This window comes from Neisseria sp. Marseille-Q1983, assembly GCF_018224585.1.
GTDB classification, from domain to species: domain Bacteria; phylum Pseudomonadota; class Gammaproteobacteria; order Burkholderiales; family Neisseriaceae; genus Neisseria; species Neisseria polysaccharea.
The window spans coordinates 5,382-21,959 of the sequence record NZ_JAGTUI010000009.1; the positions used below are offsets into that span (position 1 = coordinate 5,382).

A 16,578-nucleotide genomic window follows, 5' to 3' on the forward strand; every position below is an offset into this window, starting at 1 on the left:
GACCCCGAGCAGAGCAGTAAGCCCGCCCGCCGTTTTTTGTGCGTACCGTCTGTTCAGGCAGCTTGAGCGTTTCAGGCTGCCTTTTTGCGTTTGAACTTGAGGAATACGAAAATCATGGATTTCAGTTGGTTGGCAGAACCGCATACTTGGATAGGTTTTGCCACGCTTTTGGTGTTGGAAGTCGTGTTGGGGATAGACAACCTTGTCTTTGTGGCGATTTTGGCAAACAAGGTCCAGCCCGCACGGCGCGACCGCGCACGGATTACCGGGCTGGGGCTGGCAGTCGTCATCCGCATCATTATGCTTGCCTTTATGGCGCACATCATCACGCTGACCGAGCCGCTGTTTCAAATCGGCGGCCTCGCCGTTTCCGGCAAGGACATGATTATGCTCGCGGGCGGTATTTTCCTGCTGTACAAAGCCACCACCGAACTGCATGAACGCCTTGAAGGGCATAACCGTTTTACCGTTGCCGACAGCCGGAAAAAACACGCGCCGTTTTGGGGTGTGGTCGCGCAAATCCTGATACTGGATGCCGTGTTTTCCATCGATTCGGTCATCACCGCCGTGGCGATGGTCGATCACATTGTTGTGGCGATGGGTGCGGTGGTTGTTGCGATGGCTGTAATGATTTCCGCCAGCAAACTCTTGACCGAATTTGTCGACAGGCATCCCACCGTCGTGATGCTCTGCCTGGGTTTTCTGCTGATGATCGGTTTCAGCCTGATTGCCGAAGCCTTCCATTTCCACATTCCCAAAGGCTACCTCTACGCCGCCATCGGCTTCTCGATTTTAATCGAACTGTTTAACCAGATTTCCCAGCGCAACAGCCGCAAAAACGACTACATCGGCAGCTCGTGGCGCAAGCGCACCGCCGAAAACGTCTTGGGTATGATGGGCATACGCGAAAGCGTGCTTGCCGACGCGGGCGGCGAATCCGGGGACGACGCACATTTTGAAGAAAACGAAAAATCGATGATACGCAGCGTATTGACGCTTGCCGAGCGTCCGATTATGGGGGTGATGATCCCCCGCCGCGACATCGAACGGCTGGACATTTCCCAAAGCCGCGAAGAACAGTATGCCCAACTGCAAAATACGCCTTACAGCCGCCTGCTTGTTGTCGGAAAGGCGGGCGTGGACGAACCTTTGGGCTACATCAACAAGAAAGACCTGCTCGCCCAACTGCTGGAAACAGGCGGTCTCGACATTCAGACGGCATTGCGCCAGCCGCTCGTTTTGCCCGACAGTACCACTGCGCTGGGGGCAATCGAGCTCTTCCGCCAAAGCAGTGCGGATTACGCTTTGGTGGTGGACGAGTTCGGCGCGGTGTTGGGTATGGTAACGATGAAAGACCTGCTGGAAGCCATTGCCGGCGACTTTCCCGAAGAATTCGAGCGCGAAGAAGAACCCGCCGTTCAGGGGAATCCCGATGAAAGCCTGACGGTGGAAGGCGCGTTGGAATATGTGGAGCTGGCATCCCAACTCAATCTGCCGCAGCAGGAGGAAGATACCGATTTCCATACCGTTGCCGGGCTGATTATGGAAGAATTGCAAACCATCCCCGATGTCGGCGATTTTGCCGATTTTCACGGTTGGCGGTTTGAAGTGCTCGAAAAAGAAGGGCAGCGCATCGAACGGGTCAGGATTACCAGGCTGTCCGAAGAATGATTCAGGATAAGAAATGAATGTTTTGATTTCCAACGACGACGGCTACCTCTCCGAAGGCATTGCCGTTTTGGCGCGCGTTACGGCGGAATTTGCCAACGTCAGAGTGGTTGCGCCCGAACGCGACAGGAGCGGGGTCAGCAATTCGCTGACGCTGGAACGCCCTTTGCAGTTGAAACAGGCGCAAAACGGGTTCTACTATGTCAACGGCACGCCGACCGACTGTATCCACATCGGGCAGTCTGTATTTTCGGATTTTCAGGCCGATTTTGTCTTTTCGGGCATTAACCGGGGCGCGAATATGGGGGACGACACGCTTTATTCGGGGACGGTTGCGGCGGCAACCGAAGCCTACCTTATGGGCATACCCGCCGTGGCGTTTTCCTTAAACGACGCTTCCGGACGCTATTGGGCGACCGCAGAAAAGGCACTGTGGACATTGTTGGCGCATTTTTTCAAAACCCCCCCGCAGTCCCCCATTTTGTGGAACATCAATATCCCCGCCGTCGCGCAGGAAGATGTGCGGGGCATTAAAATCGCCCGTTTGGGCAGGAGGCATCACGGTCAGAACGTCATCCCCGCGCGCAATCCGCGCGGCGAACAGATTTATTGGATAGGGCCGGTCGGCGAAGTTTCCGATCGGGAAGAGGGGACGGATTTCGGTGAATGCGGAGCAGGTTTCATTACCGTAACGCCGCTGCAAATCGACCTGACCGCCTATCCGGACATGGCGGAAACGGCGGCGTTCTGGCATACGGACTGACCGTTTTATCAAATACCGTCGGGCTTTGCGCTTGAGAAGAACGCGCATTTTTATTATGATATACCGCATTCAGGCTATATATCGGAACATGAAGGTTATCTTATGTTGAAACAAACGACACTTTTGGCAGCTTGTACCGCCGTTGCCGCTCTGTTGGGCGGTTGCGCCACCCAACAGCCTGCTCCTGTCATTGCAGGCAATTCAGGTATGCAGACCGTACCGTCTGCGCCGGTTTACAACCCCTATGGCGCAACGCCGTACAATGCCGCTCCTGCCGCCAACGATGCGCCGTATGTGCCGCCCGTGCAAACTGCGCCGGTTTACACGCCTCCTGCTTATGTTCCGCCGTCTGCACCTGCCGTTTCGGGTACATATGTTCCTTCTTACGCACCCGTCGACATCAACGCGGCGACGCATACTATTGTGCGCGGCGACACGGTGTACAACATTTCCAAACGCTACCATATCTCTCAAGACGATTTCCGTGCGTGGAACGGCATGACCGACAATACGTTGAGCATCGGTCAGATTGTTAAAGTCAAACCGGCAGGATATGCCGCACCGAAAACCGCAGCCGTAGAAAGCAGGCCTGCCGTACCGGCTGCCGTGCAAACCCCTGTGAAACCCGCCGCGCAACTGCCTGTGCAGTCCGCGCCGCAACCTGCCGCGCCCGCTGCGGAAAATAAAGCGGTTCCCGCGCCCGCGCCCGCCCTGCAATCTCCTGCCGCTTCGCCTTCCGGCACGCGTTCGGTCGGCGGCATTGTTTGGCAGCGTCCGACGCAAGGTAAAGTGGTTGCCGATTTCGGCGGCAACAACAAGGGTGTTGATATTGCCGGTAATGCCGGACAGCCCGTTTTGGCGGCGGCTGACGGCAAAGTGGTTTATGCCGGTTCAGGTTTGAGGGGATACGGAAACTTGGTCATCATCCAGCATAATTCTTCCTTCCTGACCGCATACGGGCACAACCAAAAATTGCTGGTCGGCGAGGGGCAGCAGGTCAAACGCGGTCAGCAGGTTGCTTTGATGGGCAATACCGACGCTTCCAGAACGCAGCTTCATTTCGAGGTGCGGCAAAACGGCAAACCGGTTAACCCGAACAGCTATATCGCGTTCTGACTTTCTGCTTGGAATCAAGTTGGAAATGCCGTCTGAAAGGTTTTCAGACGGCATTTTTGTTTTTGGCGGCTGTGTTTTCAAATCATTCGGAAGGGACGGGGCATATAAATTTGTTTGACTGTGTTTGGGTATTTGCTTGATTTCATCCGTTTGCAGTAGAAACGGATGACGCGATGTGCCTGTCTTTCAGACGGCATAGTCCGCCATCAGCAGCCGCAGGACACGTCTCCGGAGGCTTGCAGGCTGATGTTTTTACGTTTTTTGGCTTTTTCGTAGCGGCAGCGTTGACGGTCGGTCAGGATTTCCAGTGGCGGTACGGGAACGGGTTTGCCGTCTTTGACCGCAACCATCGTGAAGTAGCAGCTGTTGGTATGGCGGATTTCGCCGGTGCGGATGTTTTGTGCTTCGACACGGATGCCGATTTCCATCGAGGTGCGTCCCGTGTAGTTGACAGCGGCGTAAAAGGTAACCAAATCGCCGATGTGGATGGGTTCTTTAAACAGGACTTTGTCAACCGACAGGGTAACGCAATAATTGCCGCTGTAACGGCTGGCGCAGGAATAGGCGACTTGGTCGAGCAGGAGCAGGAGTTCGCCGCCGTGTACGTTGCCGCTGAAATTGGCGGTGTCCGGCATCATCAGTTCGGACATAATGAGTTCGTGCGAAGGCAGTTGGCGTTGTTGTGTCATAGTGTACCTGTTTTAAGAAAGGGTATTTTGAAATGGGTGTGGAAAAATTTTAGGGAATGGGAAAGTGGAATTCAAGCTAAAAAAAGCTATGGCGGGATAGTCTGCAGAAATGGGCCGCCGATGCCGTCTGAAGCCTTCAGACGGCATTTTGTTCAGGAAAGCCAAAAACGGAAAACCAAGAAAAACACGAGTGCCAGCACGCCCGCCCAAACGGCGAGCATGAATCCGGCAACCGCCCGTCCCATACGGTAAACCGGGTTTTTGCGTTCGTCTTCGATGGGGGAGGTGTGGTGTTTTTCGGGTTGTCCGGACATTTTGTTCTCAATCGGAAAAGTTGGAAACGGGCGTAAGGTTACGCTGCCGTGCAAAAAGATTCAAGAAGGAAGGTCAGTAGCCGTCTTCCCAATTTTCGTCCCAAGCGTGTTTCAATGCCGTCTGAACGGTATCGGCATCGAATCCGCGATAGGCGAGGAAACGTGCCTGTTTTTGTTTTTCTTTAAGGTCGGCGGCGGGCTGTTTGAACTTTTTACGCAACACGGCTATGGCGGCCTGTTTTTCGCTTGAGCGGTCGGGAAGCAGGTTGCGGCTGGTTTCTTCATCTATGCCCTGTTGAGCCAAGGCTTGTTTCAGGCGCAGGGAGCCGTGTTTGCGGCTTTTGCTGCGGATATAGGCTTCGGCGTAGCGCAAATCCGACTGCCAGTTGCGTTCGGCAAATTCGTTTAACACATTTTCCAACTCCTCTTCGCTTTCGGCGTGCGGTGCAAGTTTGCGCTTCAGACCGAGGCGGCTGACTTCTTGGCGTGAGAGGATGTCCATTGCGCGGGCGCGGAGTGATTTTTGGGGTTTCATGGCGGCGGTTTCGGCGTGCGGCAGGTTTCAGACGGCACAGCGTGCCGTCCGAATGCCTACTCTTCTTTATTTTTCTGCGGTTGCAGGTTTTCGTAAATTTCGGGCAGCGAGCCGATAATCCAGTCGGGACGGGTCGCATCGTCTTGCGAGAGCAGCGTCATATCGCCGTAACCGAAGGTAACGCCGACGCTCAGGCAGCCGGCGGCTTTGGCGGCGATGATGTCGTTGCGCGAGTCGCCGACCATAAGCATATTGGCGGCATCGATGCCCAAAACTTCGGCGGCGTGCCGCAGCGGCAGCGGGCTGGGTTTTTTCTCGGGCAGGCTGTCGCCGCCGAGTATCAGGCTGAAGTAGTCGGCAAGTCCGAGCTGCTTCAACAGTTCGGCGGCAAGGATTTCGTTTTTGTTGGTAACGACTGCCAGCGGGATGCCCAAAGATTTGAGCAATGCCAGTCCGGCTTCGGTTTCGGGATAGGGGCGGGTGAAGACGCTTAAGTGGTCGCGGTAGTATTTCATATAGGACACGAAACCTTTTTCCCACAGTTCGGAATCGGCTTCGCGGTCGCGGTCGTTGGTGAGGACGCGGTGAACCAGTTTGCCGATGCCGTCGCCGACGTAACTTTCTACCACTTTGGCGGGGAGCGGTTTCATACCGAGCTGTTCCAACATCGCTTCTGCTGCGGCGGCAAGGTCGGGGACGGAATCGCACAGTGTGCCGTCCAAATCGAAGGCGACGGCTTGGACGTGTTCGATGGCTGCATTCATAATCCGGTTTCCTGTCGGGTTGAAAGGGTTTATTTTAACATCGTTTGCACAGGGCTTCTAATGTATGGATTGTTAACAATCGCAACAGGTTTTGCAGGCGGTGTTTCCGGATTTCGGGGCAGAATCGGGCAATGGTTTGAAATCCCGGCGATGTTCCAATTAAATTTTTAAAAAATAAAAGAATTCTTATATCTTTATTTAATTGGACATTTGCTTTTCGGACGCGGAGCTTGATTTTCTCAGGCGGTGTCCGGGCCGATTCCGTGCGGTTTGAAAAATAAAATCATATATAGATTAATCAAATCGCGCCTGCGCCGACTACACGCTATTACATTTTGTCGGGAAATTGGTTATAGTAATGAGCGAAATGCACGCCCCTGAAAATCTTTTTGTGAAAAGGAAGCAAAATGTCTGATGCCGTTGCAAAAGAAACCCTCAATCCGTTTGAAATCGCGCGAAAACAGGTCAAAACCGCCTGCGACCGGCTGAAAACCGATCCGGCCGTTTATGAAATCCTGAAGAGTCCGACCCGCGTGTTGGAAGTCAATTTCCCCGTCAAACTCGACGACGGCACGGTCAAAACCTTCACGGGCTACCGTTCGCAACACAACAACGCCGTCGGCCCCTATAAAGGCGGCGTGCGCTTCCATCCCGGTGTGAATCTGGACGAAGTCAAAGCCCTGTCGATTTGGATGACCATCAAATGCTGCGTGGCCGGTATTCCTTACGGCGGTGGCAAAGGCGGCGTTACCTTGGATCCGCGCGATTATTCCGAAGCGGAACTGGAACGCATCGCACGCGCTTATTCCGAAGCCATTTCTCCGTTGATCGGCGAAAAAATCGATATTCCCGCACCTGATGTGAACACCAACGGCAAAATCATGTCTTGGATGGTGGATGCCTATGAAAACGTGGTGAAACATTCTGCACCGGGCGTATTTACCGGCAAACCGGTCGAGTTCGGCGGCTCTTTGGCGCGTACCGAAGCCACCGGTTACGGCGTGAACTTCGCCGCCGTCCAAGCTTTGGAAAAACTGGGCAAGGACGTGAAAGGTGCCACTTACGCCATTCAAGGCTTCGGCAATGTGGGCTATCACACAGGTTATTACGCGCATCAATCCGGCGCGAAAGTCGTTGCCGTATCTACTGTTGACGTTGCCATTTACAACGAAAACGGCTTGGATATGGAAGCTTTGTTTAAAGAGTTCCAAGAAAAAGGCTTCATCACCAACGAAGCCGGTTACGGCAAAGAAATTACCAACGCCGAACTTTTGGCTTTGGATGTGGACGTACTCGCCCCTTGCGCGCTGGAAAACCAACTGACTTCTGAAAACGCCGGTAAAGTCCGCGCGAAAATCGTGGTCGAAGGCGCAAACGGCCCGACTACGCCCGAAGCCGACGTTATCCTGCGTCAAAACGGCGTATTGGTCGTGCCCGATATTTTGGCGAACTGCGGCGGCGTGGTCGTTTCCTATTTCGAGTGGGTGCAAAACCTGCAAGGCTATTATTGGGAGTTTGACGAAGTTCAGGAAAAAGAAACCGTCGTCCTGCGCCGTGCGTTCCGTGATATTTGGAACTTGGCTCAAGAGTATGATGTCGACCTGCGTACCGCTTCTTACATGATGAGTATCCGCCGTGTTGAAAAAGCGATGAAGCTGCGCGGCTGGTATTGATGTTTGAACAAAGGATGCCGTCTGAAGCCTTCAGACGGCATTTTTGTGCGGGCGGAATGAATGGTGAGAATGGCCGATTTGGAAGGTTAAAGTCGAGTAGTTCGCCTGTTTTTGGCACACGCTTTGATCGGGGAAGTCGGCTTTGTGTTCGACACTGGCTTTCCGGAAGCCTTGGCGCAAGGGGATGATGTCTACTTCGCCTTTGCCGTCTGTGCTGTCGGAGAAAGCCTGTGCTTCGGTGCTGATAAATAAATTATTGTCTGATATATGGTTTTTGAGAAATGAAAAAGCCGGTTGGGTGTAACGGGCTTGTCTGATAAGATGGCAAAATTTTTGAATGGAGAGAAAAGATGCCCTATGTCAATATTAAAGTAACCGGTGGTAAGGAAGCGCCGAGTACGGAGCAGAAGGCGGAGCTGATACAAGGTGTAACGGAATTGTTGGGTCGTGTATTGGGTAAAAATCCCGAGACAACGGTTGTCGTGATTGACGAAGTGGATACCGATAACTGGGGCATAGGCGGCAAAAGCGTCAGCGAACGGCGCAAAGAGGGCAGGTAAAAAGCCTGAAAACCCTGCCCTGATGCTTTAAATTCCGCGTGAAAAAGAGTACATTCCCACCCATTGCCCAAAATTTACGGAACACATTATGGATAAGTTTCCCAAGTCTGCAAAGCTCGACCACGTCTGCTACGACATACGCGGGCCGGTTCACAAAAAAGCCCTTCAGTTGGAAGAGGAGGGCAATAAAATCCTTAAGCTCAATATCGGCAACCCTGCGCCGTTCGGCTTTGAAGCCCCTGATGAAATCTTGGTCGATGTCATCCGCAACCTGCCGACTTCGCAAGGCTATTGCGATTCCAAAGGGCTGTATTCTGCCCGTAAAGCCATTGTTCACTACTATCAGACCAAAGGTTTGCGCGATATTACGGTAAACGATGTCTATATCGGCAACGGCGTGTCCGAGCTGATTACGATGTCTATGCAGGCGTTGTTGAATGACGGCGACGAAATCCTGATTCCCGCGCCCGACTACCCTTTGTGGACGGCGGCGGCAACGCTTGCGGGCGGTACGGTACGCCATTATCTGTGCGACGAAGAAAACGGCTGGTTTCCCAACCTTGCCGATATGGAAGCCAAAATCACGCCCAAAACCAAAGCCCTCGTCGTCATCAACCCCAATAACCCGACAGGCGCGGTGTACAGCAGGGAAATCCTGCTGGAAATCGCCGAACTAGCGCGCAAGCACGGTTTGATTATTTTCGCCGACGAGATTTACGACAAAATCCTCTACGACGGCGCGGTTCACCATCATATTGCCGCGCTTGCCCCCGACCTTTTGACGGTAACGTTCAACGGTTTGTCCAAAGCCTACCGCGTCGCCGGATTCCGCCAAGGCTGGATGGTGCTCAACGGGCCGAAACATCATGCAAAAGGTTACATCGAGGGTTTGGATATGCTCTCGTCCATGCGCTTGTGTGCCAATACGCCGATGCAGCACGCGATTCAGACGGCATTGGGCGGCTATCAGAGCATCAACGAATTCATTTTGCCCGGAGGACGGCTTTTGGAACAGCGCAACAGGGCGTGGGAATTGGTCAACCAGATACCCGGCGTATCCTGCGTCAAACCGATGGGTGCGATGTATATGTTTCCAAAAATCGATACCGAAATGTACCGTATCCACGATGATATGAAATTCGTTTACGATTTGCTGGTGCGCGAAAAAGTCTTACTGGTACAGGGAACGGGGTTTAATTGGATTAAACCCGACCATTTCCGCATTGTCACGCTGCCTTACGTCCATCAGATTGAAGAGGCGATGGGCAGGCTGGCAAGATTCCTGCAAACCTACCATCAGTAGGATTCTGATAAAAAATGCCGTCTGAAACGGAGATTCCCGTTTCAGACGGCATTTTCAACAGCAGGAACGAATCAGGCAAATTTCAGTCTGTCGCCGTCGGCTTCCACCCTGATTTCGCTTTCGGGCGCATAGTTTCCGGCAAGCAGGGCTTTTGCCAGCGGGTTTTCGATTTCCGACTGGATCGCGCGTTTGAGCGGGCGCGCGCCGTAAATCGGGTCGAAACCGGCTTTGGCGATGATGTCCAGAGCGGCATCGGAAACAGTCAGGCGCAGGTTTTGTTTTTCCAAACGTTTTTCCAAGCCTTTGAGCTGGATTTTCGCAATGCTGCGGATATTAGCCTGATCCAAACCGTGGAACACGACCACTTCGTCGATACGGTTGATCATTTCAGGACGGAAATGCTCTTTCACATCCTCCATCACAACTTCTTTCACGGCTTCGTAGTCCTGCGTGCCCATTTGTTGGATGTGCTGGCTGCCAATGTTGGAAGTCATCACAATCACGGTGTTTTTAAAATCTACCGTCCTGCCTTGTCCGTCGGTCAAACGACCGTCATCCAAAACTTGCAGCAGGATATTGAACACGTCGGGATGGGCTTTTTCCACTTCGTCCAAAAGAATCACGCTGTACGGTTTGCGGCGGACTTGCTCAGTCAGGTAGCCGCCTTCTTCGTAGCCGACATAGCCCGGAGGCGCGCCGATTAAGCGGGCAACGGCGTGTTTTTCCATATATTCGGACATATCGATACGAATCAGATGATCTTCACTGTCAAACAGGAAGCCTGCCAATGCCTTACACAATTCGGTTTTACCCACACCGGTCGGGCCTAGGAACAGGAAGCTGCCGTAAGGCTTGTTTGGATCGGCAAGGCCGGAACGGCTGCGGCGGATGGCGTCGGACACGGCGCGCACGGCTTCGTCTTGACCGACTACGCGGCGGTGCAACACTTCTTCCATTTTCAGCAATTTATCGCGTTCGCCTTCCATCATTTTGGACACGGGGATGCCGGTCATGCGCGATACGATTTCAGCCACTTCGTCCGCGCCGACTTCGGTGCGGAAAAGTTTGTTTTGTTTTTTGCCGTCGGGGTTACTTTCCGCAGCTTGCAACTGTGCGCCCAATTTCGGCAACTCACCGTATTCGAGTTCGGACGCACGGGCAAAATCGCCTTGGCGTTTGGCTTGTTCGATTTTGACTTTGATGTCGTCCATCTGTTTTTTGATGTCGGCGGTGCTGGACGAGGCGGCTTTTTCTGCTTTCCAGATTTCGTCCAAATCGGCGTATTCTTTTTGCAAACCGTCGATTTCTTCGTCTATCAGTTCCAAACGTTTTTTGCTGGCATCGTCGCTCTCTTTGGCAACGTGCATTTTTTCCATTTTGAGCTGGATAATGCGGCGGTCAAGTTTATCCATTTGTTCAGGTTTGCTGTCCAACTCCATTTTGATGCGGCTGGCTGCTTCGTCGATCAAATCAATCGCTTTATCGGGTAGGAAGCGGTCGGTGATGTAGCGGTCGCTCAACTCTGCGGCGGCAACGATGGCGGGGTCGGTGATGTCGATGCCGTGGTGGATTTCGTAACGCTCCTGCAAACCGCGCAAAATAGCGATGGTATCTTCTACACTTGGCTCGCCAACCAATACTTTTTGGAAACGGCGTTCGAGTGCCGCGTCTTTTTCGATGTATTGGCGGTATTCGTCCAAAGTGGTCGCGCCGATACAGTGCAGTTCGCCGCGTGCCAAAGCCGGTTTCAACATATTGCCCGCGTCCATTGCGCCATCGGTTTTGCCCGCGCCGACCAAAGTATGGATTTCATCGATGAAAATCAGGGTGTTGCCGTCGTCTTTCGCCAAGTCGTTCAACACGCCTTTCAAGCGTTCTTCAAATTCGCCGCGGTATTTCGCGCCGGCAATCAATGCCGCCAAATCCAAAACCAGCAGGCGTTTGTTGCGCAAGGATTCAGGCACTTCGCCGTTGACAATGCGTTGCGCCAAGCCTTCGACGATGGCGGTTTTACCCACGCCCGGTTCGCCAATCAGCACGGGGTTGTTTTTGGTGCGGCGTTGCAATACCTGAATCGCGCGGCGGATTTCGTCGTCGCGGCCGATAACGGGGTCAAGTTTGCCGTCGCGGGCGCGCTGGGTCAGGTCGAGCGTGTATTTTTTCAGCGCATCGCGTTGGTCTTCGGCATTGGCATCGTTCACGTTTTGTCCTCCTCGTACCGCGTCAATCGCGGCATTGATGTTTTGTTCGGTCGCACCGGCTGCTTTCAAGATTTTGCCGGTCGCATCGTTCTGCTGCACCAAGGCGAGCAGGAAAAGTTCGCTGGCGATATAGGCATCGCCGCGTTTGGTTGCGGCTTTGTCCATCAGGTTCAACACCGCCTGCAATTCACGGCTGGGCATAATGTCGCCGCCCTGGCCGGACACTTTCGGCAGGCTGCTTAAATGTTGTTGCAAACGCTGTTTCACCTGTGGCACGTTCACGCCCGAATGCGCCAGCAACGCGGCAGCACCGCTGTTTTGGTCGTCAAGCAGGGCTTTCAACACAAAGCCCGCTTCCAGATAGCTGCTGTCCGCAGCCAACGCCAAACTCTGAGCTTCTGCAAGGGCTTGTTGGAATTTGGCGGTTAATTTGTCGTATCGCATTTTTGTTTCCTTTTCAAAATGTCCGCTGTCGAAGCCTATATGTGCATAATTGTGGATAACTCAAGCGTCAGATTTTAACTTTTCAGATTTAATTGCTTATCTTGTTGAATATGATTGAAATAAATTTTTTGATTTGTGTGTATAACTTAATCTCTCCAATAGGGAAACGTCCGATGCCGTCTGAACAAATATTGTGAATCGGGTATAATCGGCACATCTTTTCCCTTTCAGACGGCATTGATGCCGTAAGGACATTTTATGAGCAAAAAACGAGTTCTGACCGGCGTAACCACCACCGGCATCCCGCATCTGGGCAACTACGTCGGTGCTATCCGCCCCGCCGTCCGCGCGGCGCAAAACCCCGATACCGAATCCTTCCTCTTCCTCGCCGATTACCACGGCATCATCAAATGCCACGAACCGGAGATGATTCACCAATCCACCCAAGCCGTTGCCGCCACTTGGCTTGCCTGCGGACTCGACCCCGAGCGCACCACCTTCTACCGCCAAAGCGACATTCCCGAAGTGATGGAATTGAACTGGATTCTGACCTGCATCACCGCCAAGGGTTTGATGAACCGCGCACACGCCTACAAAGCCGCCGTGCAGGCAAATGCAGAAAACAATCAGGAAGATCCTGATTTCGGTGTGGAAATGGGTTTGTTCAGTTATCCGATTCTGATGACTGCCGACATCCTCATGTTCAACGCCAACGAAGTTCCCGTCGGACGCGACCAGATCCAGCATGTTGAAATGGCGCGCGACATTGCCGGCCGCTTCAATCACCGCTTCCGAGAACTCTTCACCCTGCCCGAAGTGAAAATCGACGAAAACGTCGAACTCTTGGTCGGTTTGGACGGACGCAAAATGTCCAAATCCTACGGCAACACCATTCCGCTTTGGGAAAACGACAAAAAGACCCAAAAATCGGTCAACAAAATCATCACCAATATGAAAGAGCCGGGCGAGCCGAAACAGCCCGATGAAAGCCCCTTGTTTGAAATCTACAAAGCCTTCTCCACGCCGTCTGAAACGGCAGAATTTACGAAAATGCTTGCCGACGGCTTGGCTTGGGGCGAGGCAAAAAAACTTTTGGCGGCGAAAATCAACGCCGAACTCGCCGAACCGCGCGAACGCTACAACGCATTGACCGCCGACCCTTCGCAAATCGAAGAGATTTTGCAGGCAGGCGCGGCCAAAGCGCGCAAAGAAGCGCGCGAATTATTAGATAAAGTACGCGATGCGGTCGGCATCCGTCCGTTGAAATAAACCCAATGCCGTCCGAACCTCCGCCTGCCGCGTTTCAGACGGCATTTCAGACGGCATTTTGAAACCATCAGGAGTGTGGAATGCTGAAAATACCTTTTGCCGTATTGGGCGGCTGCCTGCTGCTTGCCGCCTGCGGCAAATCCGAAAATACGGCGGAACAGCCGCAAAACGCGGTACAAAGCGCGCCGAAACCGGTTTTCAAAGTCAAATACATCGACAATACGGCGATTGCCGGTTTGGCTTTGGGACAAAGCAGCGAAGGCAAAACCAACGACGGCAAAAAACAAATCAGCTATCCGATTAAAGGCTTGCCGGAACAAAACGTTATCCGACTGATAGGCAAGCATCCCGGCGACTTGGAAGCCGTCAGCGGCAAATGTATGGAAACCGACGGCAAAGGCGCGCCTTCGGGCTGGGCGGAAAACGGCGTGTGCCATACCTTGTTTGCCAAGCTGGTGGACAATGTCGCGCAAGACGGCGGGAAGCTGACGGATTACCTGGTTTCGCATTCCTCCCTGCAACCCTATCAGGCAGGCAAAAGCGGCTATGCCGCCGTACAGAACGGACGCTATGTGCTGGAAATCGACAGCGAGGGGGCGTTTTATTTCCGCCGCCGCCATTATTGAGGTATTCGGACATCCCGGAATATATTTGGGTTTTTCAAACCCTGCAGGAAAAAGTCCGCACCGTCGGGAAACTCAAAAGGAGGGGGATATGTGTTACAATTTTCCGAACTGTTTTCATAAAATAGTTTTCGGACGTGTTTCAATATGGCATTGATGCCGCCTTATTGTTCGAGAAAAAACCTTTATATTTAATATAATGGGTTTTAACTAAACGGGAAACCGTTTTCTCTTCGGCCGATGGGCAAAATCAGCCGATTGATGAGGCACGGTCCGGTTTTTAAGCAAAACCTTAATCAACAACTCAAGAAGGATAAGACATGAAAAAATTATTGATTGCCGCAATGATGGCGGCTGCCTTGGCAGCTTGTTCGCAAGAAGCCAAACAGGAGACTAAAGAAGCGGCCCAAGCCGTTGAATCCGATGTTAAAGATGCTGCGGCTTCTGCCTCCGAATCTGCCGCTTCTGCCGTCGAAGAAGCGAAAGACCAAGTCAAAGATGCTGCGGCTGATGCAAAGGCAAGTGCCGGGGAAGCTGTAACTGAAGCCAAAGACGCGGCAGCCGAAACCAAAGAAGCGGTAAGCGAAGCGGCTAAAGACACTTTGAACAAAGCTGCCGATGCGACTCAGGAAGCGGCAGACAAAATGAAAGACGCCGCCAAATAATTTGTTGCTTTGGCAAAAATGACGAGATGCCGCCTGCCGGCAACCCAAATGAAACCGCCTGAAGATTTTCAGGCGGTTTTTGAGTTATATGCCCCTTGTTTTTTACGCCTGCATGACCGTGCAGGGAGGATGTGCCGCGCATATCGGGATGTTGCGGACAGGCAAATGCCGTCTGAACATCATTCAGACGGCATTTGCCCCGCAAGGTTCAGACGGCCTCGACTTTAAACGGCATATTGACTTTTTGCCATTGGACGCTTTCATATTCCAATGCGTCGGCAATCAGGGGGTGGTGTTCCAGCCATTCACTGTCAATACGCAGGATGAAGCCGTGGCTTTCCGTATCCGTGCGCAACTGCATATTTTTCGGGAAACCCAGATCTTGACGCGAACGGCAGAACAGGGCGGCAAGGCGCAGCGACAAAACGGCATACCACAACATTTCGTTGGTGCCGATAATGCCGCCCATTTTTTTCATATCGCCGCGATGACCGATGACCAGTTGGGCAAGTATGGTCTGTTCTTTGCGTGAAAAGCCCGGCATATCGGCGTTTTCGAGGATGTAGGCGGAATGCTTGTGATAGCCGGTGTGGGCGATGTCCAAACCGATTTCATGCAGCGCAGCGGCGCGTCCGAGATACTGTTGCCACAAGGCAAGCTCTTGAACTGTAACGTTTTTGGCGTGGCAGAGGCTGTCCATAAAGGTTTGCGCGGTTTCGGCGGTGCGTTTCGCCTGATTGAGGCTGACGTGGTAGCGGTGTTGGAACTCGGCAACCGTTTGTCCGCGCATATCTTCGTTTAAACCGCGCCCGATCAAATCGTAAAACACGCCGTCGCGTAGGGCGGCTTCGGTTACGGTCATCCTGTCGAGTTTCATTTCCTCAAACGCCGCCATCATCACAGCAAGTCCGCCGGCAAAAACTTCGATGCGTTCCGGTTTCAGGTTTTCAAATTTGGCTTTTTTGACCGAACCGGCTTCGATGATGCGTTCGGCGAGGGCGCGCATTCCTTTGTAGGTAATGTCCGCCTCTTGGGGCATTTCGGCGGCAAGCACATCACGGATGGATTTTGCCGAACCCGATGTGCCGACGGCGAAATCCCAACCTTCGCGCCTCATATTTTTGCTGATGCGCTGGATTTCGTTGCGGGCGGCGGAAATGGCGGCTTGGAAGTCTTTGGCGGTGATTTTGTTTTGGAAGAAGCGCAGGCTGTAGGTAACGCAGCCCAAGGGCAGGCTTTCGGTAATGTTGGGATTCAGCGTCGAGCCGATGACAAATTCTGTCGAACCGCCGCCGATGTCGATAACCAGCATTTTACCGCCGCCCGGGGGGAGGGTGTGGATCACGCCGGTATAAATCAGCCGCGCCTCTTCGCGTCCGGCGATGATTTCGATGGGGAAACCTAATGCCGCTTCGGCACGGGGCAGGAAGCCCGCGATGTTTTTGGCGACGCGGAAGGTGTTGGTCGCCACGGCGCGTACCTGTTCGGGGCGGAAGCCGCGCAGACGTTCGCCGAATTTTGCCAGGCAGTCTAAAGCCTGTTCCTGCGAGGATGTGCTGAGGTTTTTCTGTTCGTCCAGTCCGGCGGCGAAGCGCACCATCTGTTTGAAGGAATCGATGACTTTCAACTGTCCGTTGTTGTTTTCGCAAATTTGGAGGCGGAAACTGTTGGAACCCAAATCGACGGAGGCAAGGACGTTTGCGGGATTGGTGGTCATGGCGGATACCGGTGGGGGAAAAACGCAATGTTACTCTGACGGCGCAGGCATTGACAATATATGAGCGATTCAATTGAAAATGCACTTAAGCTTCTCAATGAACTTGAGAAATTAAAGAGAGGCTCAATATGGAAAATAACAAAGTCAGATCTGATGATAATTCAGTTTCTATTGAATTTATACAAGATTTTATAACTGCAAGTAAAGAATAATATTGGAAATATTGTATGAACAAAAAATTAAACTATATTTTTATGTTGGACTGTTTAGGGTT

Annotated in this window: 15 protein-coding genes and 1 pseudogene; 9 read left to right on the top strand and 7 right to left on the bottom strand. The window is 52.8% G+C overall.

Features of this window, described 5'->3' with window-relative positions; all coding sequences use genetic code 11:
* Positions 1 to 114 precede the first annotated feature (114 nt).
* From KEM39_RS03235 to KEM39_RS03245, 3 genes are all read left to right on the top strand, one after another.
* Positions 115 to 1,671, top strand: a complete 1,557-nt coding sequence (locus KEM39_RS03235) for a TerC family protein (RefSeq protein WP_003710595.1) — start codon at positions 115 to 117, stop codon at positions 1,669 to 1,671.
* 13 nt (positions 1,672 to 1,684) lie between these two features.
* On the top strand, positions 1,685 to 2,431 hold the full coding sequence (gene surE, locus KEM39_RS03240) for a 5'/3'-nucleotidase SurE (RefSeq protein ID WP_003710594.1): 747 nt from the start codon (positions 1,685 to 1,687) through the stop codon (positions 2,429 to 2,431).
* 102 nt (positions 2,432 to 2,533) lie between these two features.
* Positions 2,534 to 3,547: a peptidoglycan DD-metalloendopeptidase family protein gene (locus tag KEM39_RS03245; RefSeq protein ID WP_118997255.1), complete on the top strand. Its 1,014-nt coding sequence runs from the start codon at positions 2,534 to 2,536 to the stop codon at positions 3,545 to 3,547.
* Positions 3,548 to 3,753: 206 nt separating this feature from the next.
* Here KEM39_RS03245 and KEM39_RS03250 read toward each other — a convergent pair whose 3' ends face one another.
* The 4 genes from KEM39_RS03250 to KEM39_RS03265 form a co-directional block, all read right to left on the bottom strand.
* Entirely contained in the window at positions 3,754 to 4,236 is a 483-nt protein-coding gene (locus KEM39_RS03250; RefSeq protein ID WP_002255939.1) for an acyl-CoA thioesterase, read from the bottom strand.
* 152 nt (positions 4,237 to 4,388) lie between these two features.
* Positions 4,389 to 4,550, bottom strand: a complete 162-nt coding sequence (locus KEM39_RS03255) for a hypothetical protein (RefSeq protein ID WP_025456733.1) — start codon at positions 4,548 to 4,550, stop codon at positions 4,389 to 4,391.
* Between the two features lie 73 nt (positions 4,551 to 4,623).
* A complete protein-coding gene (gene recX / locus KEM39_RS03260) occupies positions 4,624 to 5,085 on the bottom strand; it encodes a recombination regulator RecX (protein WP_118997253.1) in 462 nt (153 codons plus the stop codon).
* A 56-nt stretch (positions 5,086 to 5,141) separates the two neighbouring features.
* Positions 5,142 to 5,849, bottom strand: coding sequence for a phosphoglycolate phosphatase (locus KEM39_RS03265; RefSeq protein WP_118997252.1), 708 nt, complete (start codon positions 5,847 to 5,849; stop codon positions 5,142 to 5,144).
* A 407-nt stretch (positions 5,850 to 6,256) separates the two neighbouring features.
* On the opposite strand from KEM39_RS03265, the gene KEM39_RS03270 reads away from it, so the two are divergent.
* On the top strand, positions 6,257 to 7,522 hold the full coding sequence (locus KEM39_RS03270; RefSeq protein WP_118997251.1) for a Glu/Leu/Phe/Val family dehydrogenase: 1,266 nt from the start codon (positions 6,257 to 6,259) through the stop codon (positions 7,520 to 7,522).
* A gap of 30 nt (positions 7,523 to 7,552) precedes the next feature.
* On the opposite strand, the pseudogene KEM39_RS03275 reads toward KEM39_RS03270, so the two are convergent.
* Positions 7,553 to 7,765: pseudogene (locus KEM39_RS03275) on the bottom strand (hypothetical protein); the annotation flags it as partial.
* 107 nt (positions 7,766 to 7,872) lie between these two features.
* On the opposite strand from KEM39_RS03275, the gene KEM39_RS03280 reads away from it, so the two are divergent.
* Both KEM39_RS03280 and KEM39_RS03285 read left to right on the top strand, forming a co-directional pair.
* On the top strand, positions 7,873 to 8,082 hold the full coding sequence (locus KEM39_RS03280) for a tautomerase family protein (RefSeq protein ID WP_003674694.1): 210 nt from the start codon (positions 7,873 to 7,875) through the stop codon (positions 8,080 to 8,082).
* Between the two features lie 88 nt (positions 8,083 to 8,170).
* Complete coding sequence (locus KEM39_RS03285; RefSeq protein ID WP_118819189.1) at positions 8,171 to 9,385, top strand: pyridoxal phosphate-dependent aminotransferase; 1,215 nt, start codon at positions 8,171 to 8,173, stop codon at positions 9,383 to 9,385.
* A 71-nt stretch (positions 9,386 to 9,456) separates the two neighbouring features.
* Here the strand turns inward: KEM39_RS03285 and clpB are convergent, their stop codons facing one another.
* Positions 9,457 to 12,030, bottom strand: a complete 2,574-nt coding sequence (gene clpB, locus KEM39_RS03290; protein ID WP_118997250.1) for an ATP-dependent chaperone ClpB — start codon at positions 12,028 to 12,030, stop codon at positions 9,457 to 9,459.
* Between the two features lie 258 nt (positions 12,031 to 12,288).
* Between clpB and trpS the strand changes: the two genes are divergently transcribed.
* The 3 genes from trpS to KEM39_RS03305 all read left to right on the top strand — a co-directional run bounded on the left by trpS (position 12,289) and on the right by KEM39_RS03305 (position 14,587).
* Entirely contained in the window at positions 12,289 to 13,299 is a 1,011-nt protein-coding gene (trpS, locus tag KEM39_RS03295; RefSeq protein ID WP_118997249.1) for a tryptophan--tRNA ligase, read from the top strand.
* An 80-nt stretch (positions 13,300 to 13,379) separates the two neighbouring features.
* Positions 13,380 to 13,925 carry a hypothetical protein gene (locus tag KEM39_RS03300; protein ID WP_211709580.1) on the top strand — a complete coding sequence of 182 codons (546 nt, stop codon included), beginning with the start codon at positions 13,380 to 13,382 and terminating at the stop codon, positions 13,923 to 13,925.
* A 317-nt stretch (positions 13,926 to 14,242) separates the two neighbouring features.
* Entirely contained in the window at positions 14,243 to 14,587 is a 345-nt protein-coding gene (locus KEM39_RS03305) for an Ag473 family lipoprotein (RefSeq protein ID WP_003714486.1), read from the top strand.
* A gap of 208 nt (positions 14,588 to 14,795) precedes the next feature.
* Here the strand turns inward: KEM39_RS03305 and KEM39_RS03310 are convergent, their stop codons facing one another.
* Entirely contained in the window at positions 14,796 to 16,304 is a 1,509-nt protein-coding gene (locus KEM39_RS03310; RefSeq protein ID WP_211709581.1) for a Ppx/GppA phosphatase family protein, read from the bottom strand.
* Positions 16,305 to 16,578: the final 274 nt, after the last annotated feature.

Bases quoted from the DNA above. Each gene is read 5' to 3' on its own strand.
- KEM39_RS03235 (WP_003710595.1), top strand. From the start codon at position 115: ATGGATTTCAGTTGGTTGGCAGAACCGCATACTTGGATAGGTTTTGCC.
- surE (WP_003710594.1), top strand. From the start codon at position 1,685: ATGAATGTTTTGATTTCCAACGACGACGGCTACCTCTCCGAAGGCATT.
- KEM39_RS03245 (WP_118997255.1), top strand. From the start codon at position 2,534: ATGTTGAAACAAACGACACTTTTGGCAGCTTGTACCGCCGTTGCCGCT.
- KEM39_RS03250 (WP_002255939.1), bottom strand. From the start codon at position 4,236: ATGACACAACAACGCCAACTGCCTTCGCACGAACTCATTATGTCCGAA.
- KEM39_RS03255 (WP_025456733.1), bottom strand. From the start codon at position 4,550: ATGTCCGGACAACCCGAAAAACACCACACCTCCCCCATCGAAGACGAA.
- recX (WP_118997253.1), bottom strand. From the start codon at position 5,085: ATGAAACCCCAAAAATCACTCCGCGCCCGCGCAATGGACATCCTCTCA.
- KEM39_RS03265 (WP_118997252.1), bottom strand. From the start codon at position 5,849: ATGAATGCAGCCATCGAACACGTCCAAGCCGTCGCCTTCGATTTGGAC.
- KEM39_RS03270 (WP_118997251.1), top strand. From the start codon at position 6,257: ATGTCTGATGCCGTTGCAAAAGAAACCCTCAATCCGTTTGAAATCGCG.
- KEM39_RS03280 (WP_003674694.1), top strand. From the start codon at position 7,873: ATGCCCTATGTCAATATTAAAGTAACCGGTGGTAAGGAAGCGCCGAGT.
- KEM39_RS03285 (WP_118819189.1), top strand. From the start codon at position 8,171: ATGGATAAGTTTCCCAAGTCTGCAAAGCTCGACCACGTCTGCTACGAC.
- clpB (WP_118997250.1), bottom strand. From the start codon at position 12,030: ATGCGATACGACAAATTAACCGCCAAATTCCAACAAGCCCTTGCAGAA.
- trpS (WP_118997249.1), top strand. From the start codon at position 12,289: ATGAGCAAAAAACGAGTTCTGACCGGCGTAACCACCACCGGCATCCCG.
- KEM39_RS03300 (WP_211709580.1), top strand. From the start codon at position 13,380: ATGCTGAAAATACCTTTTGCCGTATTGGGCGGCTGCCTGCTGCTTGCC.
- KEM39_RS03305 (WP_003714486.1), top strand. From the start codon at position 14,243: ATGAAAAAATTATTGATTGCCGCAATGATGGCGGCTGCCTTGGCAGCT.
- KEM39_RS03310 (WP_211709581.1), bottom strand. From the start codon at position 16,304: ATGACCACCAATCCCGCAAACGTCCTTGCCTCCGTCGATTTGGGTTCC.